The sequence below is a fragment of the Roseibium sp. AWQ4_290 genome, assembly GCF_056160985.1.
The window spans coordinates 108,240-131,865 of the sequence record NZ_JBSWYG010000020.1; the positions used below are offsets into that span (position 1 = coordinate 108,240).

The 23,626-nt window shown below is 57.8% G+C and carries 25 protein-coding genes, 1 tRNA gene and 2 pseudogenes; 8 read left to right on the forward strand and 20 right to left on the reverse strand.

All coding sequences use genetic code 11. From position 1 onward, the window contains the following. The first annotated feature begins 9 nt into the window (after positions 1–9). On the forward strand, positions 10–663 hold the full coding sequence (locus ACXAH0_RS19650) for a phenylalanyl-tRNA synthetase subunit alpha (RefSeq protein WP_475176856.1): 654 nt from the start codon (positions 10–12) through the stop codon (positions 661–663). 62 nt (positions 664–725) lie between these two features. Next, entirely contained in the window at positions 726–3,143 is a 2,418-nt protein-coding gene (gene pheT, locus ACXAH0_RS19655) for a phenylalanine--tRNA ligase subunit beta (protein WP_475194337.1), read from the forward strand. Between the two features lie 99 nt (positions 3,144–3,242). On the opposite strand, the gene ACXAH0_RS19660 is transcribed toward pheT, so the two are convergent. Further along, entirely contained in the window at positions 3,243–3,581 is a 339-nt protein-coding gene (locus ACXAH0_RS19660) for a hypothetical protein (protein WP_475176845.1), read from the reverse strand. Between the two features lie 201 nt (positions 3,582–3,782). Between ACXAH0_RS19660 and ACXAH0_RS19665 the strand changes: the two genes are divergently transcribed. After that, positions 3,783–4,406: a nucleotidyltransferase family protein gene (locus ACXAH0_RS19665; RefSeq protein WP_475194340.1), complete on the forward strand. Its 624-nt coding sequence runs from the start codon at positions 3,783–3,785 to the stop codon at positions 4,404–4,406. A gap of 125 nt (positions 4,407–4,531) precedes the next feature. Here ACXAH0_RS19665 and ACXAH0_RS19670 read toward each other — a convergent pair whose 3' ends face one another. The 5 genes from ACXAH0_RS19670 to ACXAH0_RS19690 are packed head-to-tail and all read right to left on the reverse strand — an operon-like array spanning position 4,532 to position 8,195. Continuing rightward, the gene (locus ACXAH0_RS19670; RefSeq protein ID WP_475194344.1) at positions 4,532–5,503 is read right to left on the reverse strand and encodes an alpha/beta hydrolase fold domain-containing protein; all 972 of its coding nucleotides are present in this window, start codon (positions 5,501–5,503) and stop codon (positions 4,532–4,534) included. A 43-nt stretch (positions 5,504–5,546) separates the two neighbouring features. After that, positions 5,547–5,690, reverse strand: coding sequence for a phenolic acid decarboxylase (locus tag ACXAH0_RS19675; protein WP_475176826.1), 144 nt, complete (start codon positions 5,688–5,690; stop codon positions 5,547–5,549). Positions 5,691–5,698: 8 nt separating this feature from the next. After that, complete coding sequence (locus tag ACXAH0_RS19680; protein ID WP_475194348.1) at positions 5,699–6,997, reverse strand: multicopper oxidase family protein; 1,299 nt, start codon at positions 6,995–6,997, stop codon at positions 5,699–5,701. 8 nt (positions 6,998–7,005) lie between these two features. Next, positions 7,006–7,851 carry a copper resistance D family protein gene (locus ACXAH0_RS19685; protein WP_475176815.1) on the reverse strand — a complete coding sequence of 282 codons (846 nt, stop codon included), beginning with the start codon at positions 7,849–7,851 and terminating at the stop codon, positions 7,006–7,008. After that, entirely contained in the window at positions 7,851–8,195 is a 345-nt protein-coding gene (locus ACXAH0_RS19690; RefSeq protein WP_475194351.1) for a copper resistance CopC family protein, read from the reverse strand. The genes ACXAH0_RS19685 and ACXAH0_RS19690 overlap by 1 nt, the downstream gene beginning before the upstream one ends. 434 nt (positions 8,196–8,629) lie before the next feature. Here ACXAH0_RS19690 and pncB point away from each other — a divergent pair, with 434 nt between their 5' ends. The 3 genes from pncB (at position 8,630) to dmeF (ending at position 11,364) form a co-directional block, all read left to right on the forward strand. Next, positions 8,630–9,922, forward strand: a complete 1,293-nt coding sequence (gene pncB, locus ACXAH0_RS19695) for a nicotinate phosphoribosyltransferase (RefSeq protein WP_475176803.1) — start codon at positions 8,630–8,632, stop codon at positions 9,920–9,922. A gap of 135 nt (positions 9,923–10,057) precedes the next feature. Further along, positions 10,058–10,330, forward strand: coding sequence for a metal/formaldehyde-sensitive transcriptional repressor (locus tag ACXAH0_RS19700; RefSeq protein ID WP_475176797.1), 273 nt, complete (start codon positions 10,058–10,060; stop codon positions 10,328–10,330). A gap of 29 nt (positions 10,331–10,359) precedes the next feature. After that, positions 10,360–11,364: a CDF family Co(II)/Ni(II) efflux transporter DmeF gene (gene dmeF / locus ACXAH0_RS19705; protein ID WP_475194355.1), complete on the forward strand. Its 1,005-nt coding sequence runs from the start codon at positions 10,360–10,362 to the stop codon at positions 11,362–11,364. Positions 11,365–11,390: 26 nt separating this feature from the next. Here dmeF and pabB read toward each other — a convergent pair whose 3' ends face one another. The 9 genes and pseudogenes from pabB to ACXAH0_RS19750 all read right to left on the reverse strand — a co-directional run bounded on the left by pabB (position 11,391) and on the right by ACXAH0_RS19750 (position 19,398). Further along, the gene (gene pabB, locus ACXAH0_RS19710; protein WP_475194359.1) at positions 11,391–13,253 is read right to left on the reverse strand and encodes an aminodeoxychorismate synthase component I; all 1,863 of its coding nucleotides are present in this window, start codon (positions 13,251–13,253) and stop codon (positions 11,391–11,393) included. Positions 13,254–13,395: 142 nt separating this feature from the next. Continuing rightward, positions 13,396–14,883: a methyl-accepting chemotaxis protein gene (locus ACXAH0_RS19715; RefSeq protein ID WP_475194407.1), complete on the reverse strand. Its 1,488-nt coding sequence runs from the start codon at positions 14,881–14,883 to the stop codon at positions 13,396–13,398. A gap of 573 nt (positions 14,884–15,456) precedes the next feature. Next, positions 15,457–15,867 (reverse strand): annotated as a pseudogene (locus ACXAH0_RS19720) (IS5 family transposase); the annotation flags it as partial. Continuing rightward, positions 15,849–16,238, reverse strand: coding sequence for a transposase (locus ACXAH0_RS19725; RefSeq protein WP_475194361.1), 390 nt, complete (start codon positions 16,236–16,238; stop codon positions 15,849–15,851). The gene ACXAH0_RS19725 and the pseudogene ACXAH0_RS19720, both read right to left, overlap by 19 nt. A gap of 158 nt (positions 16,239–16,396) precedes the next feature. Then, positions 16,397–17,296, reverse strand: a complete 900-nt coding sequence (locus tag ACXAH0_RS19730; RefSeq protein ID WP_475194364.1) for a hypothetical protein — start codon at positions 17,294–17,296, stop codon at positions 16,397–16,399. Between the two features lie 72 nt (positions 17,297–17,368). After that, positions 17,369–17,782, reverse strand: a complete 414-nt coding sequence (locus ACXAH0_RS19735) for a transposase family protein (protein WP_475194369.1) — start codon at positions 17,780–17,782, stop codon at positions 17,369–17,371. After that, the gene (locus ACXAH0_RS19740) at positions 17,737–18,126 is read right to left on the reverse strand and encodes a transposase (RefSeq protein ID WP_475194373.1); all 390 of its coding nucleotides are present in this window, start codon (positions 18,124–18,126) and stop codon (positions 17,737–17,739) included. The genes ACXAH0_RS19735 and ACXAH0_RS19740 overlap by 46 nt, the downstream gene beginning before the upstream one ends. A 95-nt stretch (positions 18,127–18,221) precedes the next feature. Then, positions 18,222–18,875, reverse strand: a complete 654-nt coding sequence (gene msrA, locus ACXAH0_RS19745; protein ID WP_475194377.1) for a peptide-methionine (S)-S-oxide reductase MsrA — start codon at positions 18,873–18,875, stop codon at positions 18,222–18,224. A 196-nt stretch (positions 18,876–19,071) separates the two neighbouring features. After that, entirely contained in the window at positions 19,072–19,398 is a 327-nt protein-coding gene (locus ACXAH0_RS19750) for a hypothetical protein (RefSeq protein ID WP_475176764.1), read from the reverse strand. A 355-nt stretch (positions 19,399–19,753) separates the two neighbouring features. On the opposite strand from ACXAH0_RS19750, the gene ACXAH0_RS19755 reads away from it, so the two are divergent. Next, positions 19,754–19,843, forward strand: a tRNA-Ser gene (locus tag ACXAH0_RS19755). Between the two features lie 165 nt (positions 19,844–20,008). Here the strand turns inward: ACXAH0_RS19755 and ACXAH0_RS19760 are convergent. The 4 genes from ACXAH0_RS19760 to ACXAH0_RS19775 all read right to left on the reverse strand — a co-directional run bounded on the left by ACXAH0_RS19760 (position 20,009) and on the right by ACXAH0_RS19775 (position 22,591). After that, complete coding sequence (locus ACXAH0_RS19760) at positions 20,009–20,944, reverse strand: S66 peptidase family protein (RefSeq protein WP_475194381.1); 936 nt, start codon at positions 20,942–20,944, stop codon at positions 20,009–20,011. 121 nt (positions 20,945–21,065) lie between these two features. Next, positions 21,066–21,257, reverse strand: a complete 192-nt coding sequence (locus tag ACXAH0_RS19765; protein ID WP_475194384.1) for a hypothetical protein — start codon at positions 21,255–21,257, stop codon at positions 21,066–21,068. 120 nt (positions 21,258–21,377) lie between these two features. Continuing rightward, a complete protein-coding gene (locus tag ACXAH0_RS19770; RefSeq protein ID WP_475194388.1) occupies positions 21,378–22,157 on the reverse strand; it encodes a hypothetical protein in 780 nt (259 codons plus the stop codon). A 173-nt stretch (positions 22,158–22,330) separates the two neighbouring features. Next, positions 22,331–22,591, reverse strand: a complete 261-nt coding sequence (locus tag ACXAH0_RS19775) for a hypothetical protein (RefSeq protein ID WP_475194391.1) — start codon at positions 22,589–22,591, stop codon at positions 22,331–22,333. Between the two features lie 392 nt (positions 22,592–22,983). On the opposite strand from ACXAH0_RS19775, the pseudogene ACXAH0_RS19780 reads away from it, so the two are divergent. Next, positions 22,984–23,379 (forward strand): annotated as a pseudogene (locus ACXAH0_RS19780) (DUF6445 family protein); the annotation flags it as partial. A gap of 45 nt (positions 23,380–23,424) precedes the next feature. Here ACXAH0_RS19780 and ACXAH0_RS19785 read toward each other — a convergent pair. Next, the coding region (locus ACXAH0_RS19785; protein WP_475194409.1) for a hypothetical protein at positions 23,425–23,626 on the reverse strand (202 nt) is incomplete at its 5' end.

Consider the following 23,626-nt stretch of genomic DNA (forward strand, 5'->3'; position numbering starts at 1 on the left):
CGATTGTCCATGTCCTTGCTGACCCGCATTTACCTCATCGCTGCGCTGTTGATGGCCGCAACGCTTCCGGCAACAGCGCAGACAGACAACAAGCAAGAGCGTGTTGCAACGCCGACCTCGTTTCTGGAGGCCTGTGCCGAGAAGATCGAGAACCGGGGTAGGTTGCGGTTTTGCGACACGTATTTCCGCGACAAGCTGGGCACGGAAGCCGACGCCCTGCTCTATCTCAGGGACCGGATCACGACGCTGCGCGCCAATCACGAGGCCAGCTCTGCGGAGAAATACCAGAGCTTTCTCCAGGCGATCTACATCGTGGCCTTCCTGACCATTGCCTCCATGGTGCTGATCGCCAGCGACCGGCGCATTGGCGGCACGGCCAAGTGGGCGGGGCTGACCAGCACCGCAGCCCTTCTGGTCATGGTGGTCATTGTGGCTCTGGGCTGGCTCGGCAAGTACCGGGCGGAATATGCCGCCCAGGTGGAGCTGGGCATCCTGCGCGACCGGATTGAGGCCGAAGCGGCCCAGGTTATTGCGACGAACCAGCAGATCACGCCGGACATGGTGCGCGAATGGTCCGGCGAGTTCGCCGATATCGGCCGCCGCTTCGCCGAAAGCTATGGCAATGCCACGGTGGTGCCCGAAGTCGGCCGCCTCGGCAACTGACCCAGGATTTGACCCGATTTGCGGCCCAGGCATGGCCGCCCAAGCGATAAAGAGTAAAGCACATGAAATTCACCCTTTCCTGGCTCAAGGAGCACCTGGAAACCGACGCCCCCCTGGAAGAGATCGTTGAGCGTCTCACTCTGATCGGGCTGGAAGTCGAAGAGGTCACCAACCGCGCCGACCGGCTGAAGCCGTTCCGCATTGCCAAGGTTCTGGAAGCCGAGCAGCACCCAAATGCGGACCGCCTGCGGGTCCTGAAAGTCGATACGGGCGCAGGCGAGCCGGTGCAGATCGTCTGCGGCGCCCCCAATGCCCGCGCCGGGCTTGTCGGGGTTCTGGGCAAGCCGGGCGACTATGTGCCCGGCCTCGACATCACCCTGTCCGTTGGCAAGATCCGGGACGTGGACAGCTTCGGCATGATGTGCTCGGAGCGGGAGCTGGAACTCTCCGAAGAACATGACGGCATTATCGACCTGCCCGCCGATGCCCCCGTTGGCATGGCCTATGCGGAATGGGCCGGGCTCGACGAGCCGGTGATAGAAATTGGCCTGACCCCCAACCGTCCGGACTGCACCGGCGTTTACGGCATTGCCCGGGACCTGGCCGCAGCCGGGCTCGGCAAGCTCAAAGAGCGCTCTCACGGCCAGATCCGGGGCAGCTACCCCTGCCCGGTTGGGGTGACGCTGGATTTCGGCGCCACCAAGCCCATGTGCAAGGCGTTCGGCCTGCGCCTGGTCAAGGGGGTGAAAAACGGCCCGTCGCCAAAATGGCTTCAGGACCGGCTGACGGCCATCGGCCTGCGTCCGATCAATGCGCTGGTCGACATGACCAACTACATCACCTTCGACCAGGGCCGTCCGCTCCACGTTTTCGACGCGGACAAGGTGCACGGACATCTGGTGGTGCGCCGGGGCAAGGACGGCGAGAAGATCGACGGGCTGAACGGCAAGACCTATGAGATTGACGATACGGTCTGCGTCATTGCCGATGACAACGGCGTGGAAAGCCTGGGCGGCATTCTGGGCGGCGAGCCCTCCGGCTGTACCAACGAGACCGTCAATGTGCTGATCGAATCCGCCCTTTGGGACGAAGACGATATTGCCGCGACCGGCCGCAAGCTGGGTGTCAATACGGATGCCCGCTACCGGTTCGAGCGCGGGGTTGATCCGGATTACATGATGCCTGGCCTCGATTATGCCACCCAGATGGTGCTGGACCTGTGCGGCGGTGAGCCGTCCGAGCCCCTTCAGGCCGGGTCCGTTCCGGAGAGCAACACCATCATCGATTTTCCCTATGCTGAGATCAAGCGCCTTTCGGGTGTCGAGGTGTCCCAGGCCGAAGCCAACCTGACCCTGAAGGCGCTCGGCTTCTGGATTTCCGGCTCCGGGGACACGGTCAAGGTGGCCGCTCCCAGCTGGCGCCCGGATATTGAAGGCAAGGCGGATCTCGTGGAAGAAGTGGTGCGCATCATCGGTCTCGACCGGGTGCCGCTGACGCCCCTGCCGCGCCTTGGCACCGTTGGCCGCAAGGTTCTGACACCGGGACAGATCCGCCGGAACAAGGCCCGGCGGGCACTGGCCGCCCGGGGCTTCAACGAGGCGGTCACCTGGTCCTTCATCGGCCGCACTCAGGCGGAGCTGTTCGGGGGCGGCAGTGCGGCGCTTGCGCTTGCCAATCCGATTTCGAGCGAAATGTCCGACATGCGCCCGAGCCTGCTGCCCGGTCTTTTGACCGCCGCCCAGCGCAATGCAGACCGGGGCTTTGGCGATGTGGCCCTGTTCGAAATCGGCCAGATCTTTGAAAGCGATGCGCCGGAGGGCCAGAAGATGGCCGCCGGCGGTGTGCGCCGGGGCACGGCCAGACTCCAGGGGGGCGGCCGCCACTGGTCCGGCACCTCTGCGGCGGTTGATGTTTATGACGCCAAGGCAGATGCGGAAGCCGCTCTTGCAGCCATTGGGGCTCCGGTTGAAAAACTGCAGGTCGTTGCAGACGCGCCAGCCACGTTCCATCCCGGCCGTTCGGGCTGTTTGAAGCTCGGCCCGAAAAACACCCTGGCCGTTTTCGGGGAAGTGCATCCGCGAACGCTGGCCGCGCTGGACCTGGAAGGCCCGCTGGTGGCGTTCGAGATTTATTTGGACGCCCTGCCCCAGCCGAAGTCCAAAGGGGGCCGCTCCAAGGGCTCGCTGGATGCAAGTCAGCTGATGCCGGTGCGGCGTGACTTCGCCTTCCTGGTGGGCAAGGATGTGAAGGCCGAAACACTTCTGAAGGCTGCCCGCGGGGCGGAGAAAACCCTGATCGCCGATGTCACCCTGTTCGACATTTATGAAGGCCAGGGGGTCGCGGATGATCAGAAGTCGGTCGCCATCGACGTGCTTTTGCAGCCGCGCCAGAAAACCCTGACCGATGAGGATATCGACGCTGTGTCGAAAAAGATCATCGCCAATGTGGAAAAAGCCACCGGCGGCACGCTGAGAGGATAAGTCTCCCGCCGCCTGTTTTGCCCTGGGACCGGCCCTGTGGCTCAGCTCTCCGGAGCGGGGCCTAGGGGCCGGTTTTTCTATTTTTCCAGTCCGGGCCCATCAGTCGTTGAATTTGAAAGCTCGCGGATTAACGCAGGAGCGAGCCAGACAGCGCCTTTTGTCCTTGGTCGGCACCCAGTTGTTGCCCGCCACCTCCCCATGGGGGCAGAAACTGCGGTTGGCCACGTAGCGGTCGAATGTATACTCACCAGTGCTCAAAAGCACGGCCCCCCTCTGCTCGATCATCGCCTGCACCTGGGCGCAGGTCATGGCACGGGTGTCGGGCCGCCGGGACTGGGCCTCGGAGGGTTGAACCGCCAGAAGGAAAAGCCCCGCCCCAAGGGCTCCGGCCACCGCCGGTGCTGCAAGGGCCGCACATGTCTTTGAAAAACGGGTCATGAAACCGATCCTGGATTAATCAACCTTGCCGTGAACATGGCACCGACTGCCGCAGTGTCAAGCAGCCAGGCACGTGTGGACACGCCGCAATTTTCTCCTGCCGGGGCACGCCCCCAAAATCCGGGATGGAGCTCCGCCGAGAATCGGCTAGGCTGGTCAAGACCGCTCTCCCTCCTTCCCTCGGGACTTTTGACCTCTCCCATGGACCGCGCCCTGCTAGACCGATTGGGCACCCCTTACGGCGCCGCCGAAGAGGACCGCCTGCATCATCTGAAGGAGATCCTCCTTCAGGCGCCGCACATTCTTCAAATGCTGCGCACCCTGCGCGACCTTGCACTGCCCGATGCCTGGCTGGTTTCCGGCGGGATCTATCAGACTGTCTGGAATGTCGTTACCGAACGTCCGCTGTTCCATGGCATCAAGGATTTCGACCTGATCTATTTTGACGGCACCGACCTGTCCTATGAGGCTGAGGACGCGGTGATCAAGCAAGTGAATGCGGCACTTCCCGACCTGGCCGATCTTCTGGAAGTGCGCAATCAGGCACGCGTGCACCTGTGGTATGAGAAGCGCTTTGGCCGCCCCTACAGACCGCTTGACTGTTCCATGGACGCCCTGACCACCTATGCCGCCAGAACCCATGCGGTGGCAGCGCAGATGGACAGCTCAGACAGGCTCCACCTCCACGCCCCCTTCGGCCTCGCCAATCTTTTTGGGCTGCGGCTTGTGCCAAATCACGGGCAGCCGAACGAGGAGACCTACACGGAAAAAGCCGCGCGCATGAAGGCCCTCTGGCCGGAACTGACGGTGGAACCGTGGGAGTGAATGAACGCGAGCGGGCCACCGCTGCGTCTGCGTGAGCGGTTCATCGGGCAAGTGGCGCAACGCTGGCGATGGGCTGCTTTCCATCACCCGAAAGGCCGGTTTGCAAACCGGGCCGCTTTGACCTCTCAGTGGTCAGCCTTTCTGGTGAACTGCCGCATCAGGAAATCGACAACCTGCGGAACATGCGGTGTGAACAGATCGCCGCCATGGCCGGCGCCCTCAACCCAAGCGAGCTCGACTTGTTCCGCGCCGCCCTGTTTTTTCAAGGTATCGAAGAGCCGTTTTGTCTGCCGCGGAGAGACCACCTTGTCCATTGTTCCCGTCATCAGCAAAAAGTTGGGAAGCTTCTGCCCCTTTGGCAGATTGGCGATATAGATCTCAGGACTTGCGGCATCGGCAGCGGCCTTGTGCGCGGACACGTCCTTGCCGATGAGAATACTCTCGGGCAACATGTCTGGACTGTGCGCCACACTGTTCTGGCGGCTCCCCTCCGGACTGACGGAAAGTGTGTCATTGCCGCGGCTGCCCGAAACTTGGGGCTCGCTTTGGTGTTGGACCGGAGTATCAGACACTCCGTCAGCGGCATGATCTCCGGCCAGATCATAAAGACTGGAAGGCGCATACCACGACACAACCGCATCAAGCATCGTTTCGGGATCTTTGGCAGATAAAGCCCCCACCCATAACGCCAGATGTGCGCCCGAAGACTGTCCCCAAACAGCAATTTTTTGCCCGTCGTAGCCATACTGATCCGCATTTTCGCGCAGGAATGCCAAGGCTTTTTCAACATCATTGATCTGGGCCGGCCAAATCTCATCGGTCGAATAAGTGTAATCGAGCGAGGCAATGGCAATGCCAGCTTGCAGAAGAGCTTCAACGCGGCCGTAAAGCGAAACCTGCGTCTTGTCGTTGCGATACCAACGCCCGCCATGGATGAAAATCAGCAAAGGCGGATTTTTTACGCCGTCAGGCATGTAGAGGTCGAGCGTGTTGCGCGGCTTATCGCCATAAGCGATCGCCTTGGCGTCGGTCTGTGCGAAGGCCTGCCCCGCCATTGTGAAAAAGCTTAGCAAAACCGCTAGAATGGGCGTTCTCATATGTGCTCCATGGGGTTGTTTCAGCTAAATGACCCTGAGACTTTCAGTTTTTGCGGGCCGCATAGCCCAGTGGCAGGTCCTCCGGCACGCAGTTGATCACAGTTTCGTCGCCGGTACGACAGGTTTCGACAAAGCTCAGGGTTGCGAATTCATCAATCTCCAGCTTCAGACAGGTTGGGAAAACCAATGTGCCTGCTATGTGACCTCCACCCAGGTGCGCATGCCCCCAAACGCGTGACTGAGCATATGGCAGTGCAGCATCCATTTGCCGGGATTGTCGAACCTGCACAGGATCTCCCGGCTTTGCCGTGGAAAGACGAGGGTGGTGTCCCGCAAATCCCCCAAGCTGCCATCTTCATTTGCTTCAAAGAAGTGGTGACCATGAAGATGCATGCCATGCGGGAAAGACGTGTCATTCACCAATATGATTCTGGCGGTTTCGCCGTTTTGGAAGGATGCAAACGGACGGTCTTGCATCCCGGAGAGGTCATTGAACGCCCAGACATCCGCGCCGCCATGCAGCCCACCCATGGCGCCCCCCATCATGTGAAGGGTGAGCGTGCGGTCCGGTTTTGTGACTGGCGGAATAGCCGGCGCAGGCAAGGCCGGAACCGCCTCCCGCCGGCGGGTTTCCCTGGTCCCGCGAACCGCGATGGACCCGAGCTCGTAAGGGCCCTGCCGGCTCATCATGTCGAGACGAACAGGGCCTTTAACATCCAGAACAAGATCAGCCCTTTGCGCAGGGGCCAGCATGAGTGTCTGAAACGGACGCGGTCCGGAGACAGCCATCCCGTCAAGCGCGATCAGCTTGCCTTCAGCCCCTGAAACGGCAATTGGAAAAATGCGGTTGGCTGCGGCGTTGATGACCCGCAACCTGATCCGGTCCCCCAACTGGACCGTGTCACGGGACAAGAACGCCCGCGCAAAGCTGCCCAACAGCCCGGCATGGGAGACACTGTGGGGGTTGGTATAGTCGCCGGTCAGCGTGCCATCCCGCTCCATCCGCCAGTCTGAAACGAGCGCAGTGACATCGTGGTCCACATCAATTGCGTCATCGTCTTCGATGATCAAAGGGCCAACCATGCCCCGGGCCACCTGCTCATGCGAGGTGTGATGCGAGTGGTACCAGAAGGTCCCCGCATCTGGCGGCACGAAACTGTAGGTGCTCGTGCTGCCTGGTGCAATCACGGTTTGGGTCAGCCCGGGCACACCGTCCATGCTGTTGTCCAGCCGGATCCCGTGCCAATGAACGGCGGTTCCCCGGTCCAGGGCGTTCTCGACCTCGATGACCGCTTGCACACCCCGTCGCAGGCGCAGTTCGGGGCCCGGCATGGACCCGTTGAAGCCAAGCATCCGTGTGACGCCTTCTCCATTCGGCAGGATCTGCGCTGTGACCTGTTCCGCTTTGAGGCGGTGTGCAGGGGTAGCCGCCCAGCCCTCCAGGGGCAGGAGCCCCAAAGCGGCAGAGCTGGCGAGAAACTGTCGGCGGTTCATGGCTTTCCTCATGACGGCAAAGTCAAAACAGATGTGAGACAGGCTGTTGTCAGCAAGATTGCAAGCACGAGGCCCCATTCCAGCGAGATCGATCTGGAGAGTTCCACAGCGGCACGGCTATCGCGGGCGGCCAGCCGAGGGACAAACCGGAACTTGTTCATCGCCGCGAGCCCCAAAAGACCAGCCACCAAAAGACTTTTCAGCAGAAGCGCCTGACCATAGCCTGTCACAACAAGCGTGGTCAGTGAACCGGTCAGCGCGGTCCCCATCACCAGCCCCGCCAGAATGAGCAGCGGGACAAAGACAGCCGCGGCCCGGCCAAACCGATGACCAAGCGCAGCGGCTTCCTGCAGCCTGCTGGAGGACGCCAGGCGTTTCAGCGGCGTCAGGATGCCGATCCAGAGCGCGACCGCTCCCAGATGAAACACGAGAAGCGCATTCAGCCAGGGCGTGTCGTGATCCGGAACATGTCCAGTGACGGCGAAGGAGAAAAGCGCCAGCATGCCCCCGGCCGCTGAGACCCAAAGCCCCACCCGGCCAAACGCCAGGCCACCGAGCAAGAGGGCCAAACCCGCCATGCGCAGGCTCAACGCGGTGCCCACATGTGTTGCCCATAAAAGCCCAAGCATCTCAGGATCTGTCATGCCGCTCGCCTCCCCCGTGAGCGCGGCCCCTTGCAGGAGAAAACCAGCGGCAGCACCGGCAAGGCCCAAAAGGCCAAAGGAAAATGCGGCCCGGCGGATCCGGGCCAGATGAAAGAGCAGGCCTGCAAAGACAGTCCCGGCCGATGCGAGGATCCCAAGATATAGGCCGAACTTGGCCACGGCCGCCGCAAAACCCCACACATCCGGCATCAGTCACCGACCGTGAAGCTGAACGTTCCGTTCATGGCGTGACCATCGCTGCCGAGACCACGCCACTCGATCTGATAGAGCCCCGCCCCAAGGGCAGGCAGCGGAAGGGCATAGCGCGGTACAAACCCTGAGACCCCATCCAGATCAAGGTCCCTACTGTCTTTTCCCGCATGGGTGAGGGTCACGCGGGTGAGCCGGATCGCGCCCTTGAACTCCATCGCGATCTCAGCAGGCACGTCTGTCACAACCGCGCCATGGGCCGGAACCGTGGCCTCCAGCGGAGAATGCGCTGCAACCGGCGTCGCAAAAAACAATATCAAGGCAGCAGCCAAAACCCGTTTCATTCTGTCCTCCCATGCCCATTTGGGCGATCATTCTACGCCAGAAAATCCCCGCCTGGTGGCAGGTCTGCTTGCAAGAAACCCTGCGGAGCGTTTCCGGTTTGGCCAGCGCGCCTGGGAACTCTGCCGGACGTTGACGGAAAAGCTAGTCTTTCCAGTTGCTGGAAGGTCAAGAGGGTGGAGCACAAATGAATGTTGCTCCGGCCCGTCCTGAGCGGCCATCAACGCCTGCCGCACCAACGGCGCAAAAGGGTGGCGGTGACTTCCTGTCCACCGCAAAAAACCTGGCCTTGCAAGACAGGATTCCGGATGCCCTGACACCATCAGACGATTTCATCCAACTGCAAAGACATTGGACCTTCCCGTTTGCTGGGTTTATACCAAGCCCTCTCCCCGTCCACGCGGCATCAGACAGTTAGACAAAGAAACGCAGTTCCATGGTCGACATTGCCACCCGAGTCCACAATCACAAATGGAAGATCGACCCGATTGTCCGGTCGCTGATCGACACGGATTTTTACAAGCTTCTCATGTGCCAGTCCGTGTTCCGCAACAAGCCGGACACCATCGTCCGCTTTTCGCTGATCAACCGCTCCACCAAGATCCGCCTGGCCGAAATGGTCGATGAGGGGGAGTTGCGCGAGCAGCTGGACCATGTGCGCTCCCTGTCCCTGACCCGGGGCGAAAGCACCTGGATGCGCGGCAACATGTTTTACGGCAAGCGCCAGATGTTCCGCTCCGATTTCATGGAATGGTTCGAGAACCTGACCCTGCCGCCCTATCAGCTGGACAAGCGGGACGGTCAGTATGAGCTGACCTTTGAAGGCTCCTGGCCAGAGGTGATGCTTTGGGAAATCCCGGCTCTGGCGATCCTGATGGAGCTGCGGTCCCGGGCCGTGCTCAATTCCATGAAAAAGTTTGAGCTGCAGGTGCTCTATGCCCGGGCCATGACCAAGCTGTGGGAGAAGATCGAGAGGCTGCAGAGCCTCAGCACCCTCAAGATTGCCGATTTCGGCACGCGGCGGCGCCATTCCTACCTGTGGCAGGACTGGTGTGTGCAGGCCATGATGGAGGGGCTGGGCAGCAAATTCAGCGGCACCTCCAATTGCCACATCGCCATGCAGCGCGATCTGGAGGCCGTCGGCACCAATGCCCATGAGTTGCCCATGATCTATTCGGCCCTGGCCGAAACGGACGAGGCGCTGGCAGAAGCGCCCTATGACGTTTTGCGCGACTGGCATGAAGAACATGACGGCAATCTGCGCATCATCCTGCCGGACACCTATGGCACCAAGGGGTTTTTGGACCGGGCACCGGACTGGCTCGCCAAATGGACCGGCATCCGCATTGATTCCGGCGATCCGGCCACGGCGGCCGAAATTGCCATTGACTGGTGGCAGGCGCGCGGTGAGAACCCAAAAGACAAGCTCGTGATCTTTTCCGACGGGCTGGACACCCAGACGATCATCGATCTGCACGGGCAGTTTTCCGGCCGGGTGCGCACCTCGTTCGGCTGGGGCACCTTGTTGACCAATGATTTCCGCGGCCTGACTCCCGGCGACACGCTGGCCCCGTTTTCACTGGTGTGCAAAGCGGTTTCGGCCAATGGCAATCCGACCGTAAAACTCAGCGACAATCCCAACAAGGCCATGGGGCCGGACAGCGAGATTGCCCGCTACAAACGGGTGTTTGAAGTGGGTGAGCAGGAAAGACGGGACATCGTCGTCTAGCGGTCAGACGCTCCGTCCACCCCCAAAATCGCGCCCTTTGCAGCCCCTGTGCGGCCTGTTCTGGAGACATTCGGCTCCAGACACCCTTGCCCAATATAGTATACCCCCCTATACTATATAAAGAGGAAAGACCCCATGTCCCACGTCATCCGCGAGAAAACCCGGCTTTTGGCCCGCATACGCCGTATCAAAGGCCAGATCGAGGGCGTTGAACGCGCTTTGGAAGGCGAGGCTGCTTGCGGCGAGGTGATGCGCCAGCTTGCCTCCGTGCGCGGCGCAGTGACGGGCCTGACCCGGGAGGTCGTGGAGGACCACCTGCGCGCCCATGTTCTTGGCGCGCCGAGCGAAGCGGACCGGGAAAAAGGTGTTGAGGAAATTCTGGAAATCCTCGGCACCTACATGAAATGACCCCATCTGCCCGCGTGAAAGGGTCTGATGTGAGCGAACAAGACGTTTCGGCCGGCCCCCATGAGCATGTTTTTTTGGGCGCAGATCAGGACCGGAATGAACGCAAGGTCTGGCTGGTGATTGCTCTGACCGCCACCATGATGGTAGTCGAGATCACCGCTGGCCATGTCTTTGGATCCATGGCGCTTGTGGCAGATGGCTGGCACATGTCCACCCATGCCGGGGCCATGCTGATTGCGGTTCTGGCCTACCGCTATGCCCGTCTGCATGCGCGCAACCGCAGCTTCAGTTTTGGCACCGGCAAATTTGGCGACCTCGCCGGCTTTGCCAGCGCGGTCAGTCTGGCATTGATCGCACTGCTCATCGGCTGGGAAAGCCTGATGCGCCTGGTCGCCCCGGTTCCGATCAGCTTTGATCAGGCGATCCTGGTTGCGAGCATCGGCCTGATCGTCAATCTGGCCAGTGCCTGGCTCCTGCGGGATGATCACCATCACCATCATGCACATGGCCACGGCCATGGCCATCACCACGGGCATGGGCATGGGCATGAACACGGGCACGGGCACGGGCACGGGCACGGGCACGACAAAAAGCATGCCCCTGCCCACGCGCAGGACAATAACCTGCGGGCCGCCTATCTGCATGTTCTGGCGGATGCCCTGACCTCCGTGCTGGCCATTGCCGCCCTGCTGATGGGCCGGGCCTATGGTTGGACCTGGGCCGACCCGGTCATGGGCGTTGTCGGGGCTCTGGTCATCTCCCGCTGGTCCTGGGGACTGGTGCGGGACACGGGCGGTGTGTTGCTGGACCGGGTGCCGGACGCCCATCTGGAAGACAAGATCCGCACCACAATCGGAACCGGCAGCACCAAGATCACCGATCTGCATGTCTGGCGCGTGGGCCCGGGCCATTGCGCTGCCATCGTGTCTCTGGTGACGCAGGAGCCGCTGGCGCCAAGCGTTTACAAACAGCGCCTTTCAAAGATCCCGGAGCTGTCCCACGTGACCGTGGAAGTCCATGCCAAAGCATGTTGACACGGAACATCTGACCGGCCTTGGCATCAACCGGCCTGACGGCGGGCAGCGGCTTCCCTCCCCTGCTCCTGTTGAAGCAGGCGGGCCGTTTCTGTGTCCAGCGCCAGCAGGCGCCCGGGCACAAGGCCACGGACCGAATTGCCAACCAGGATTTCGTCTGCCGTTTCCAGATCTGAGCGGGTCAGATCGGCTTCCCGGGCCAGCCCCCGTTCCAGAAGACCGGCGCGTAACGTTCCGGGCAACAGCCCATGCCGCAGGGCCGGGGTCATCAGCACGCCGTCCTTTTTGACAAAAAGCGTCATATAGCTGCCCTCGGTCAGAAAGCCAGCTTCATTTTCAAACAGCACTTCCTGGCAGCCGGTCACGGCCTGATAGCGCTGGCGCGCCTCGTCATAAAAGGCCCGGTGGGTGGTCTTGTGGAACAGGAAGCGGTTGGACGACACGGTCTTTTCCCGCGCCAGAACCAGATTGAAGACGCTGTCCCGCTCCACCTTGGCCAATGCCGTTGAGCTGAGAGACACCTCTCCCTCCCGGCCGACCAGAAGACGCACCCGGCGCGGCCCTTTAAAGCCAGCCGCCTCGGCAACAAGTCTGGACCGCACGGCCTCAAGATCCAGCGGAAACCCGAAATAGGCGGCGGAGGCCTGCAGCCTCTGCATATGCCGCTCCAAAAGCAGATACCCGTCCAGCGGGTCATAGGCCAGCGTCTCCAGAAGCTCGAAGCCGGGCACCTCCTCGCTCAAGAATTTCAGCTTGAGCGCACATTCGTCATATTCGGGCCCTGCGCCTGAGTCGAAAATCACACCGGAGCCGACCCCCGCCTCTCCGCAGCCATCTTCCCGCAGCACCAGCGTGCGAATGGCCACATTGAAGCGGAAATCACCGCCAGGCGCCAAAGCGCCGATAGAGCCGGTATAGACCCCGCGTGGGCCGGTCTCCAGATTATGGGCAATCTGCATGGCGCTCAGTTTCGGTGCACCGGTGATCGAGCCGCAGGGGAATAGCTGCTCCACGATCCTGGCAAAGCCGACGTCTTCAGGCACGTCCGCGTCCACGGTCGAAGTCATCTGATGAAGGCTCTGGTAACGCTCGACTGCACACAGGCTGGTCACACGCACGCTGCCGGTCCGGGCAATCCGGGACAGGTCATTGCGCATCAGATCGACAATCATGGTGTTTTCAGACCGCTGCTTCGGGTCGCTGGCCAGCTCCTGCGCGATCCGCGTGTCTTCGGACGAAAAGCGCCCGCGCGGCGCGGTGCCTTTCATGGGCCGGGTGCGCAGCCGCCGTCCCTGGCGCTCTAAAAACAGTTCCGGCGACAGGGAAAGCACGGCCCGGTCGTCCATTTTCAACAAAGCCGCGAATTCCACCGGCTGGCGCCGCATCAGATCCAGAAACAGCCGCTCACAGCTGCCCTGATGCTGAAACCGGGCGCGCAAGGTCAGATTGACCTGATAGATATCGCCCTCGGCCAGGTGTCGGCGCACCCGCTCAAAGGCCCGGCCATAGGTGTCCCGGTCCATATCGAACCGGGGTGGGCTCACGCTGGCGGGCTCCGGCCCGGCGCAGTGCTCCAGCAGCGCTTTGGCTTGCCCGATGCTGAGCTCCCGGGGGGCGTCATAGACACCAAACCATGCCAGGGGTTCCCCGGTGGGCCGGAACCGTCGGCGCAGCTTCTCTTCAAAGGCAAAACCGAGTTCATAGGTCAGATACCCAGCCGCATGGCGCCCCTCCGTCTGCACCTCTTCCAGCCGCCTCAAACAGGCGCGGACGTCTTCCAGGCGGGAACAGGTGATGATCTCCTGCGGAGCCTCAAACAGGCGCGCGGATTTCTGTTTCAAAAGATCCAGAAGCAGGATCGATCCGGGCACAAGCGCGCGGTCAGACATCTTTCGGGCTGGTCCGTCTCAAGAGAACTCGCAAGAGGCGGCTCATGGCATTCCTGAAGCGCAAGGTCAAGCTTTGCCCTTGGCTCAAACGGAAAAGACCGGCATTGCAACCGGCCCCGTTCACAGTGTTTGAAAATGCTGCCTATGCGGCTGCAACATCGTCCAGGAAAGTGTCGATGGCCTGGCGCATTTCATTGGTTTCGGCTGCCAGCGTCTGAGTTGCTGCCACCATGGAGGACGCTGACTGGCTCGTCTGCTCCACCGATTCCCGTACGCCGTCGATATTCTCCGCCACGTGCCCGGTGCCGTTGGCCGCTTCGGCCACATTGCGCGAGATTTCCTGGGTGGCACTGCCCTGCTGGTCAACCGCCGAAGCGATGGCCGCCGTGTAGCTGTTGACCTCATCCATGGTGGCTGCAATCACGCCAATCGACTCCACGGCCCCCTTGGTTTCCGTCTGGATGGCGGAAATCTGCGCTCCGATTTCTTCCGTTGCCTTCGAGGTCTGGGTCGCCAGTTCCTTCACTTCAGCAGCAACCACCGCAAAGCCCTTACCGGCCTCACCTGCCCGGGCCGCCTCAATCGTGGCATTGAGCGCCAGAAGATTGGTTTGCTCGGCGATTGCCTGAATGAGCGTGACCACTTCGCCGATCCGGTTGGCGGCCTCCGCAAGTCCGGCAACTTTCTGATTGCTGGTCTGGGCGTTTTCCGTTGCCTTGATGACAATGGCCGTTGTGCTTTCAACCTGCCTGGAAATTTCTTCGATAGAAGACGACAGCTCTTCGGCCGCAGTCGCCACCATCTGCACATTTGAAGAGGCGGTTTCGGACGCGGCAGAGACGGAGTTTGCCCGCCCGGAAGTTTCCTGCGCAACGTTTCCCAGCTGCTGAGCGGACCCGCGCATTTCCTCAAGCTTTACGCCAACCCCGTTCAGGCGGGCGGAAATTTCCTCATTGAACGTCGCAATCCGCTCACTGACCGTACTTTGTTTCGTCCGCTCCAGCTCCGCATGCTGCGCATTTTCCTCCTGGAAGCGGATGGCTTCGGTCCGGGCCTCTTCCGCCTCGGTCCGGGCCTGATCGGACGCTGCAAACGCTGCTGTCAGGGAGTTTGTCATCCACCACAAAGCCGCTACTTCAGCCACGACAATCACGGCATGAAAGACAACCCTGGCAAAATTGGCCCCATTCGGAAACACAGCCCAGGGCAGCATGAAATTCATCGCAAGATGATGCACCGCAACCACTGCCGCATAGGCCACCAGAGCTCGCCAGTCGACCCAGCTGGCGAGGATTGCCAGGACCGCGAAGAAGTACATATGCCCGTCAAGCTGAAACGAGCGCTCTCCCGCGGGCACCGCCAAGGCGGCGACAAAAAGCGCTACAAGACCCGCTAGGGACATCGCGGTTGCCAGACGGGTTTCAATCCCGGAACCGTATTTGATCCAGGAAACCGTTGCCGCCGCCCCCAGAACAAGGGCACCGCCGATCACCGCAATCTCAGATACATGACCGACCCACACTGCCGTCCCTGCGACCAGAACAACATTGAACCAGGTGAAATAGATCACCATTTTGGCGAACCGGTTCCGGAATTGATCCATCCCCGAAACGTTGGCTTCCGCATTCATCACAAAGATCTCTCCAAAGTCACACCGGACCACCCCGCACATGCTCGCGCAACCGCAGCTGAGGCAACAAATCCGGCTCCAGCCTCATAAAGACGCTCAACAAACTCCTGGCCCGGCGACTGGGTAACCGCAATCCATGAACCGTCTTGAACGAAAACAATTCCCCCTTCGGCCTGCGCGATGACTTCAAAAGATGGCTTCCCCCAAGGGAATGCAACGACCGCAACCGGACCGGCGTCTCCCGGAATCAGCTCCGCCAGGAGCATCAGACAGCAGCATCCGATAAAATAAACTGCTGTGAAGATCTTCGCGGAACTTGTCATCTCCCGTGCCCTTAACAAGCATTGCTTGCATGAGAGCATTGCCTGTGACTTTTAATAAAGGCTGAACAATTTCAAAAATTACTATAGGAAACTTTCATATTTCAGCTACGGAATCGACACAATTTCTCGGGATCTTGTTGAAAAAGCTCCCCTATTCCCGTGCCGCCCTCAGCCAGAAAATCGCATGAAGACCGCACGCTCCTGACAGGTCAGGAGCCGGGAGACGCGCAATTTTAAAGGACACAACTGCCTAGGCCGTGTGGACGGATTTGATCAAGATGAAGGCGGCTGCGATTGCGACGAAGGAGCGGAAGTTTCTGGCGGTTTTCTCGCAGCGCAGAGCGACCCTTTTGAAGCGTTTGAGCTTGCCCATCATCTGTTCGATGCGTGCCCGTCCCTGGTAGAGTGCTTTGGCGAAGTGCTTGGGAATGTCGCGCCGGTTTGATTTGTACGGGATGACCGGGACAGCCCCAGCCTTTCGCGCAGCCTCTCGATTGGCGTTGCTGTCATAGCCCTTGTCGGCAACGATGGCCCGGTGCTTGATCTCGGGGCCGGTTTCCATGAGATCGGTAAACTGCTTGCTGTCAGAGGCTTCGCCACCGGTCAGTTCAAAGCCAAGCGGCAGGCCGTTCCGATCCGTTTTCACATGGTTCTTGGTACCGACCCCGCCGCGCGAACGCCCGAGCGCTTGACCTTCCTGCCCCCTTTGGCGCCTGCCGCTGAAACATGGGCCCGAATAACAGTGCTGTCGAACAGGGCAATCAGATGCGCCCCTTCATCAAGTCCGGCCAGAATGGAAAAATAGTCCTTAAACACACCTGCCTTGCCAAGACGGTCGAAGCGCTTCCAGACGCTGTTCCAGGTGCCGAACCGCTCCGGCAAAGCGCGCCAGGAGATGTTGTAAAGCGTAAAAAAGTGTAGCGCCTCGAGAAACAGACGGTCATTCTTTGCCTTCGCGCCAACCCGTGGCAAGCAAGCCCGGAAAACCTCCAGGGCCAGTTCGAAGTCCCGTTCGCTCATCTTGGTACACATCGCCGACCTCCAAATCACGTCGGCAACCTATGAATCACTTTGAAATCAAATCCGGAGTCCCAAAATTTATACCTGTATCAATTCGTCCACACGGCCTAATGACGCAGAGCGGGCGGAGAATATGCGTTCGTCGAAGGCTCGCAGCGACTTTGTTACGCTCAGTCTGCTTGTTCTTTTACAAACTTGTCGTTGCTGAGATTATTGAGTTTTTCGACTTCTGTGTCTGAAAGGCATACCACTGGGATAAATTGCTCATCTGGGAGGTGCCAAAGCGTCCTGTTGCCACGGTCAAAAAGCTTCTTTTCAGACAATGCCAATAAGCCTGACGGAGTCCCTGTCTGGTAAAATGTCTCAATGAGATTTACGTTTCCGATAGAAGCCAACTCAATGCTTATTGTCCCTTCTCCTGGGAAATCGTCAGGCAAGCGGATGCTCACGACATCGGGCGAAAGCTCTTGGCCGAAGAGCCTGAAAACGGCTTTTATCTGTTCAAAGAGATAATCGACATCCGCTTCGCTGCTCTCGATGCCAAAGGTATAGCCCTGATCCAGGAACGTTATGTTTTCAAACGCACAATTGTGTTGCTCAGCGTATAGTGCCAATCCAACCATGAGAAAGAAGAGGTCGAGTGGTTCGGGATATCCTTGGGCCTCAAGGATTGTCAGTAGTTTTCCTTTATCAACATCAGTCTTGGAGAGGATTTTTAGTTCCTGAAGAGCAACTAAGAGTTCTTCCATCCGATCAAGCGAATAAGCGGATAGCGGCTGTTCCTGAGCGACCGCAGGTTTGTCAATAGTCGGATGTGCCGCGGAACTTGGTTTGTCTTTTTTAAGAGCGCGCCAGTCACTGAGCGCGTTGTGTATACTGAAACCGACACCCAGTAGGCCCGCCAAAGTGATTAGGACAGGCCCAAACTGCCACTCATTTTGAAATACAAAGGGGAGAACAACAGCAATGAAAGTGCATGCGAGGATCACCCATGCAATTATTGACACGTACGAAAAAAAAATTGAAAACGCCCTTAGAAACACAAAGAACCTCCAGCTAAAGCCTACCAATGAACGGCACTCCTAACGGATGCACGCTGCGGAAATGTACGGCATCACGTTGAATAAAATGAGATTAATTTTTCACGTTTTGTCATGAAGGCCGTTTTGAAGAAGGTATTTTCCTCGGTGGTCAGATTGGGCCGTGTGGACGGACTTGATCAAGATGAAGGCGGCTGCGATTGCGACGATGGAGCGGAAGTTTCTGGCGGTTTTCTCGCAGCGCAGGGCGACCCGTTTGAAGCGTTTGAGCTTGCCCATCATTTGGTCGATGCGCGCGCGGCCCCGGTAGAGCGCTTTGGCGAAGTGCCTGGGAATGTCGCGCCGGTTTGATTTGTACGGGATGACCGGGACAGCCCCAGCCTTTCGCGCAGCCTCTCGATTGGCGTTGCTGTCAGAGGCTTCGCCACCGGTCAGTTCAAAGCCAAGCGGCAGGCCGTTCCGATCCGTTTTCAGATGGATCTTGGTACCCAACCTGCCACGCGAACGCCCGAGCACTTGACCTTCCTGCCCCCTTTGGCGCCTGCCGCTGAAACATGGGCGCGAATAACAGTGCTGTCGAACATGGCAATCAGATGCGCCCCTTCATCAAGTCCGGCCAGAATGGAAAAATAGTCCTTAAACACACCTGCCTTGCCAAGACGGTCGAAGCGCTTCCAGACGCTGTTCCAGGTGCCGAACCGCTCCGGCAAAGCGCGCCAGGAGATGTTGTGAAGCGTAAAAAAGTGCAGCGCCTCGAGAAACAGACGGTCATTCTTTGCCTTCGCGCCAACCCGTGGCAAGCAGGCCCGGAAAACCTCCAGGGCCAGTTCGAGATCCCGTTCTGTCATCTTGCTGCACATCGCCGACCTCCAAATCACGTCGGCAACCTATGAATCACGTTGAAGTCAAATCCGGGGTCCCAAAATTCATACCTGTGTCAATTCGTCCACACGGCCTAGAGGCCGCCTGGGCAGGCAACCCCCGTGCCGCCAATCCCGCAATAGCCCGCCGGATTCTTAGCCAGATATTGCTGGTGATAGTCTTCGGCAAAATAGAACGTGTCGAGCAGGCGCAGCTCCGTGGTGATGGAGGCGGCAACGCCGGCCGCTTTCAAGGCCTGCTGATAGGCCGCCCGGGACGCTTCTGCTGCGGCCAGATCTTCTTCTGCCGCCACATAGATCGCGGACCGGTACTGGGTGCCGGTGTCATTGCCCTGGCGCATGCCTTGGGTCGGGTCATGGTTTTCCCAGAAGATTTTGAGCAGCGTGCCGAAGCTGATACCCGCCGGATCATAGGCCACAAGCACGGCCTCCGTGTGGCCCGTGCGCCCCGAGCAGGTCTCATGGTAGGTCGGATTGGCCGTATGCCCACCCGCATAGCCCACTGCAGTCACATAAACTCCCGGCAGCTGCCAGAAAAGGCGCTCCGCCCCCCAGAAACAGCCCATCCCGAAGAGAACAGTCTTTACACCGTCCGGATAGGGACCCGTGAGCGGACGGCCTGAGACAAAATGAGGCTCTGAGGGCAGGATCGCCTGCGACCGGCCCGGCAAAGCCTCGTCCGGGCTTGGCAGGGAAAATTTCTTTGTCAGCATGGTCATGAAGGACATGGCGCGTCTCCCGAACAGATCCCGGGCGCTGCAAACGCGGCGCTGGGGCAAGGAAGGCCAACCGGGGCTGGCCGCATCTGATCGGGAATGTGGCGCAGGCGCGGCAATTTTCCAAGGGGCGTTCGAACCGGAAGGTCCCTCTTTGCGCTCAAGGGTCAGCATCACTGCCATCGGGCAGCGGGCTTTATAGCGGAGGTCAGGCAAAAAGCGGTTCGGGACGCTGATGCCGTGCGCCCAGCCAAAGGCAAATAAGGCCAAACGGAGCCAGAACCGCCCAGACTGGACAGGTCAGAAGGGTCTGCACAACCGGATCCCAGACCACAGGCGGAACGCTCTTCTCAAGCATCTCCAGAAGACCCGGGATCGTTGCAGGAAACAGAGAGTTTAAAAACGGCCCAACGGCCTGAAAACTGACTTTAGATTGCGCGATTGATATGCTTGCATCCGAAATACCAGAAACAACGGCAGTCGCGACAAGAATAAGTCCAACCATACGAAATATAAATTTTAGCAAAACAATCATTTTATCTCCCAACTCGCCTCTTAATACGCTAAGTTATTAAAGATAATTCCACGTCTACGCGCCGAATATTCCTCTGAAGGCGCGCCATGATTCCTTAGAGTAATAACGGAAAATCCTTGTTCAATAATTGATATGCAACACACATTCGTGACTTTTTCGAGACGCATCGTCAATTTTACCAATTTCCGTAAACTGACGCCGCCCGACCTGCAGCAAAAAGCGGAGCGCAGCCCCCGGTGCCAACAGGGCTTCTCAGCGCATGATCCACAGATCAAAAAAAACTCGTTCAGGTGCTTGCACTTGTCCTCTGGCTGAGTATATTGCGCGGCACTCAAGCGGGCCCCCCGCAGGGTATGGACAGGTGGCCGAGTGGCTGAAGGCGCACGCCTGGAACGCGTGTATACGGGCAACCGTATCGAGGGTTCGAATCCCTCTCTGTCCGCCATTTCCCATAAATCAGTAGCGTTTCCGATGCACTCGACGGCGCCAGAAGAAACATTTCATATTTACCGAGATCGATTATACAGCTCTCAATTTATCCATCGGGCGTATGTTGGGCGGTTTGTTTTATCATTTGCCAGATGACTTCTATGCGGACAAAGCGACAAATTCAATTCGCGCTTCGACGAACTCGTATAAACTGGTTCTCGCAATCAAGTTCGGTTGGAAAACCTAGTGGAATGCGCTGCGCAGGGTTCTCATGTCCAAGGGGAAGTCCACCGAGGATGGGCACGCCGTAAGGCTCGATGTATTCGCGTAGCAGGCCGTTGATCGTCAGCGAACCGCTCGGATTGATGTCCTTGAACTGACCAAGCGCGAAGCCCGCGACGCCGTCAAAATGACCACCCTTTGTGAGCATAGCCAGTTGGCGGTCAATCCGTCCGAGGAACATGCCAACTTCTTCCAGAAGCAATATCTTGCCCTTCAAGCTGGGTAACGCCCATCCCGCGCAAGTCGCGATCATATCGAGGTTGCCGCCGATCAGAATGCCCTCTGTACAGCCTTTACTAGTCAATTCGGTTGTTTCGACGTTGTTGGTGGAACACAAAATTGCGTCGTCGGACGTGGTCAACAGTTCCCGAAGCGAGAGACAAATCGGGTTTTGGGGCGGATTCCAGTCTTCGATGGATACTGCTCCGTGGATGCTGCCGCCAATGCCATGCTTGGCAAGAGCGAGATGAATGGCCGTGATGTCGCTGAAGCCGACAAGAAACTTTGGGTCTTTTCTGGTGGCTTCAAAATCGATCCTATCAGCGATTCGATATGAGCCTTTGCCGCCTCGCGTGGCAAAGATCGCTCGCACTTGGGGGTCACTCAGAGCGGCGTTGATATCTGCAATCCTCTGCTGGTCCGTTCCAGCCAAGTAATTCAATTTCTCGAAGGCATATTCACCGAAGCCGACCTCGAACCCCCACGATCTCAAAAGCTCTGCTGCTTCTTCCACGTCATGTCTATTTGGCGTGCTGGCTGGCGATATAAAACGAATTTTATCGCCTGTTCGAAGTGGCTTCGGCTGACTGAATTGTGCAAATGAATCGACGGTCATGCACAATGATCGCATGGCGTAACAACAAATGAAATGAATGGCTGGGAAGGGCTCTAAGCGGACTTTTGGCGCTCGGTCGCAAGTCGATGACAAACGCGGGTAGTTCCAATCCATCAAGAGTTTAATCCATACCCAAATCCGGAAGAGAATTTAAAACCGCTTCCCAATCTTCAAGCTTTTTGAAAACATCAGCCAAAAGATCCGGACTTTCTCCCAGAAGGTCCGCCATTTTTGTTTCTGCAATACAGCTCAGCCCTAAAAACGCTCTGGTCTCGGCGAAGACCCATCGCGCGGCGCTAATACCAGATACCATTACTGTCCGGGAAAATTCTGATTTAGGATAAAAAAGGCCCGTTTTGTAAGGAGATAGTCTAGAATCGTGGTTGCAACGCCTGATTCAGAATCTCTCCCAAAAACGGACCCAGAAATGACCCTAAGCGTTTTTCATCAGATCATAAAGCATCTTCCCCGCCGCCAGATCAATTCCCTCACCGCAGCCTATGCGAGTGACAACTTGCGGGGGGCTGGCTTCGTTAGACAAAGCGTTACGAACTTCATCCGGCATCGCTGCCAGGAAACCGTCTTGAATGCCGTCCAACTCGTCCAATGACGGCGGATTGTCAGGGTCAGTCAATCTGTCTCTAGCTGAACCCAAAGTATCATCTCGATATCGTTCGACCGCGTTTTGGCTATCCTTTAGATCATTGAGACGATTTTGAGCGCCAACATAATCCTCAAATCCAGGTTCGTTTCCGGTCCATAAAATCGTCTCCACTAGATGATCTTCAACGGCTGAGCCATCAGCGCGGCGCACAACACCATTTGCATCCCGAAAAACAAGTGTGCCGTCTGGCAATCTGGCGGCACGGTCTTCCATATCTTGAATATCTTGTTCGAGAGCTTGAATCGTTTGAGCAATTCGTTCAAGTGCAGCGTCGGTAGCCTGTTCGGCCTTTCGTAAGCCATCCATGACGTCTACGTATTTTGCGCGGTAAACGGGGTCTTGCATCAAGCGTTCAAGTTGGGTTCTGAAGGCTCGTTCTTCATCCTTCTTCTTCCGCTTAATCTCAGCCGTGCGCTCGCCTTCATTCAGGAACCGGGAACGGCGTCCGACGTCGCGGTCTGCGGTTTCGTTTTGCAGATCGTCAAAATCCCGTTTCCGCTTGAGATCGTCTGCCGTGGTTTTACCTGAATCCGGTGTGGCGTCATCCATGTTGACCGCCATTCGACTCCGAAAACACAAACATGCTTTCTATCGGCCCCGACCAAATCAATGAATTGATATTATTATTCTTTTCAAAATACATATGCCAATATTCTACCAAAAATGACATATGAGACGCAAATTCTTACCTCTTTTGATTCAGCTTATGTGGCCAATGGCGTCTAAATTTCCAGATCAAAGCTTTCTGCCTGATTTTGCTTAGGCCGCCGTCTTCGGGAAACCGGACGTCGGTTCGTCAGTTTTTCGATGAGTTGATTGCGCTCAGATCGCATCTCATCCATCAGTCCGAAAACAGCCTGACGCAAGGCTGTCCGCTTTTCTTCAATTGCTTGGCGCTCTAACAGTTGCGCATCGATAAGCTGCTGACGCTGGTTTCTATCGCGACAAAGAGCGGAATGCGCTTCCCGTACATTCCGGTCCATCAGCTTTCGCCGCTCCCCCCGTGATCCGTTGCCATAGCCCACAAACACCGGTGTTTATACGATTGGCTCGTTCCTGGGATTCTGCATACCATCGTCTAGCCTGACCTTCGTCCAGCTTTTTGCTTTCATTTTTATAGGTAGAGATCAATTGCCTGCGCTCGTTCTCAAATGCTGCACGTTCAAGGGTCAGATCGTTTCTTGCTTCGCCAGCTAAACGGGTGAATTGGTGGCGGACGTTGTTTCGATGCTGTGCAATAGCCTCAGCGATGTTCGGTAGCCAAATAACCGAACTTCAACATCGAATTGCACTTTAAAATTGTCAAAATTTGACTCCTTACGCATAGTCATGCAACCCTTGGTTACTCAACGTGTGTGACGGAGGGTGTTTCTAGATGACATTAACGTTGCAAGTAATTGATAATTTTTACCTAGATCCTTGGTACGTACGCGAATTTGCGCTGGGAATGGAGTTCATCGACGCGCAAAGCGAACAAGACCAGCGATTCTATAAGGGAATGCTTACGTCGCCGTTTCACTTTTTTGCAAAAATTGGCCTCGAAAATTTATCTCGGGCAATTGGTGGCAAAGCGGTTTGCCGTCGACCTGTGGGAGATTTCAGGCTGCTTCTTTCAGCGTCTGAAAGCGTGGGTTCGGAACAAACCTGGGTTCATAGCGACACCTCAGCGTCATGTTTTTCTGCCATTGTATACTTAAATCCCCCAGATCAGTGTAGGGGCGGCACTGCATTTTATAGGCATAGAGAATTTGGAATTGAGCAAATGCCAGATACCAACTCTCATAGTCTTACTTGGTTACTTCAGAATACAAGGATGTCATTCGATGAAGTTTTGGACGTTCTCACCGTCGATGGTTTCGATGTCGACGGAAAGTGGGACTTGGTGATGAATATACCAATGCGTTTCAACTGGACCTGTCACGGTTTGATTCCGCCCCGAGTTCTCATTTAAGCGGCCCTGGCTTCGAATGCCAATGGGCTTTTCCATGCCAAAGCCGAGTGCCTTCTGCGCGGATTGT

Excerpts from the sequence above, each read along its gene's own strand:
- ACXAH0_RS19650 (WP_475176856.1), top strand. The coding sequence starts at position 10 with ATGTCCTTGCTGACCCGCATTTACCTCATCGCTGCGCTGTTGATGGCC.
- pheT (WP_475194337.1), top strand. The coding sequence starts at position 726 with ATGAAATTCACCCTTTCCTGGCTCAAGGAGCACCTGGAAACCGACGCC.
- ACXAH0_RS19660 (WP_475176845.1), bottom strand. The coding sequence starts at position 3,581 with ATGACCCGTTTTTCAAAGACATGTGCGGCCCTTGCAGCACCGGCGGTG.
- ACXAH0_RS19665 (WP_475194340.1), top strand. The coding sequence starts at position 3,783 with ATGGACCGCGCCCTGCTAGACCGATTGGGCACCCCTTACGGCGCCGCC.
- ACXAH0_RS19670 (WP_475194344.1), bottom strand. The coding sequence starts at position 5,503 with ATGAGAACGCCCATTCTAGCGGTTTTGCTAAGCTTTTTCACAATGGCG.
- ACXAH0_RS19680 (WP_475194348.1), bottom strand. The coding sequence starts at position 6,997 with ATGAACCGCCGACAGTTTCTCGCCAGCTCTGCCGCTTTGGGGCTCCTG.
- ACXAH0_RS19685 (WP_475176815.1), bottom strand. The coding sequence starts at position 7,851 with ATGCCGGATGTGTGGGGTTTTGCGGCGGCCGTGGCCAAGTTCGGCCTA.
- ACXAH0_RS19690 (WP_475194351.1), bottom strand. The coding sequence starts at position 8,195 with ATGAAACGGGTTTTGGCTGCTGCCTTGATATTGTTTTTTGCGACGCCG.
- pncB (WP_475176803.1), top strand. The coding sequence starts at position 8,630 with ATGGTCGACATTGCCACCCGAGTCCACAATCACAAATGGAAGATCGAC.
- ACXAH0_RS19700 (WP_475176797.1), top strand. The coding sequence starts at position 10,058 with ATGTCCCACGTCATCCGCGAGAAAACCCGGCTTTTGGCCCGCATACGC.
- pabB (WP_475194359.1), bottom strand. The coding sequence starts at position 13,253 with ATGTCTGACCGCGCGCTTGTGCCCGGATCGATCCTGCTTCTGGATCTT.
- ACXAH0_RS19715 (WP_475194407.1), bottom strand. The coding sequence starts at position 14,883 with ATGAATGCGGAAGCCAACGTTTCGGGGATGGATCAATTCCGGAACCGG.
- ACXAH0_RS19725 (WP_475194361.1), bottom strand. The coding sequence starts at position 16,238 with ATGTGTACCAAGATGAGCGAACGGGACTTCGAACTGGCCCTGGAGGTT.
- ACXAH0_RS19740 (WP_475194373.1), bottom strand. The coding sequence starts at position 18,126 with ATGTGCAGCAAGATGACAGAACGGGATCTCGAACTGGCCCTGGAGGTT.
- msrA (WP_475194377.1), bottom strand. The coding sequence starts at position 18,875 with ATGTCCTTCATGACCATGCTGACAAAGAAATTTTCCCTGCCAAGCCCG.
- ACXAH0_RS19750 (WP_475176764.1), bottom strand. The coding sequence starts at position 19,398 with ATGATTGTTTTGCTAAAATTTATATTTCGTATGGTTGGACTTATTCTT.
- ACXAH0_RS19760 (WP_475194381.1), bottom strand. The coding sequence starts at position 20,944 with ATGACCGTCGATTCATTTGCACAATTCAGTCAGCCGAAGCCACTTCGA.
- ACXAH0_RS19765 (WP_475194384.1), bottom strand. The coding sequence starts at position 21,257 with ATGGTATCTGGTATTAGCGCCGCGCGATGGGTCTTCGCCGAGACCAGA.
- ACXAH0_RS19770 (WP_475194388.1), bottom strand. The coding sequence starts at position 22,157 with ATGGATGACGCCACACCGGATTCAGGTAAAACCACGGCAGACGATCTC.
- ACXAH0_RS19775 (WP_475194391.1), bottom strand. The coding sequence starts at position 22,591 with ATGGACCGGAATGTACGGGAAGCGCATTCCGCTCTTTGTCGCGATAGA.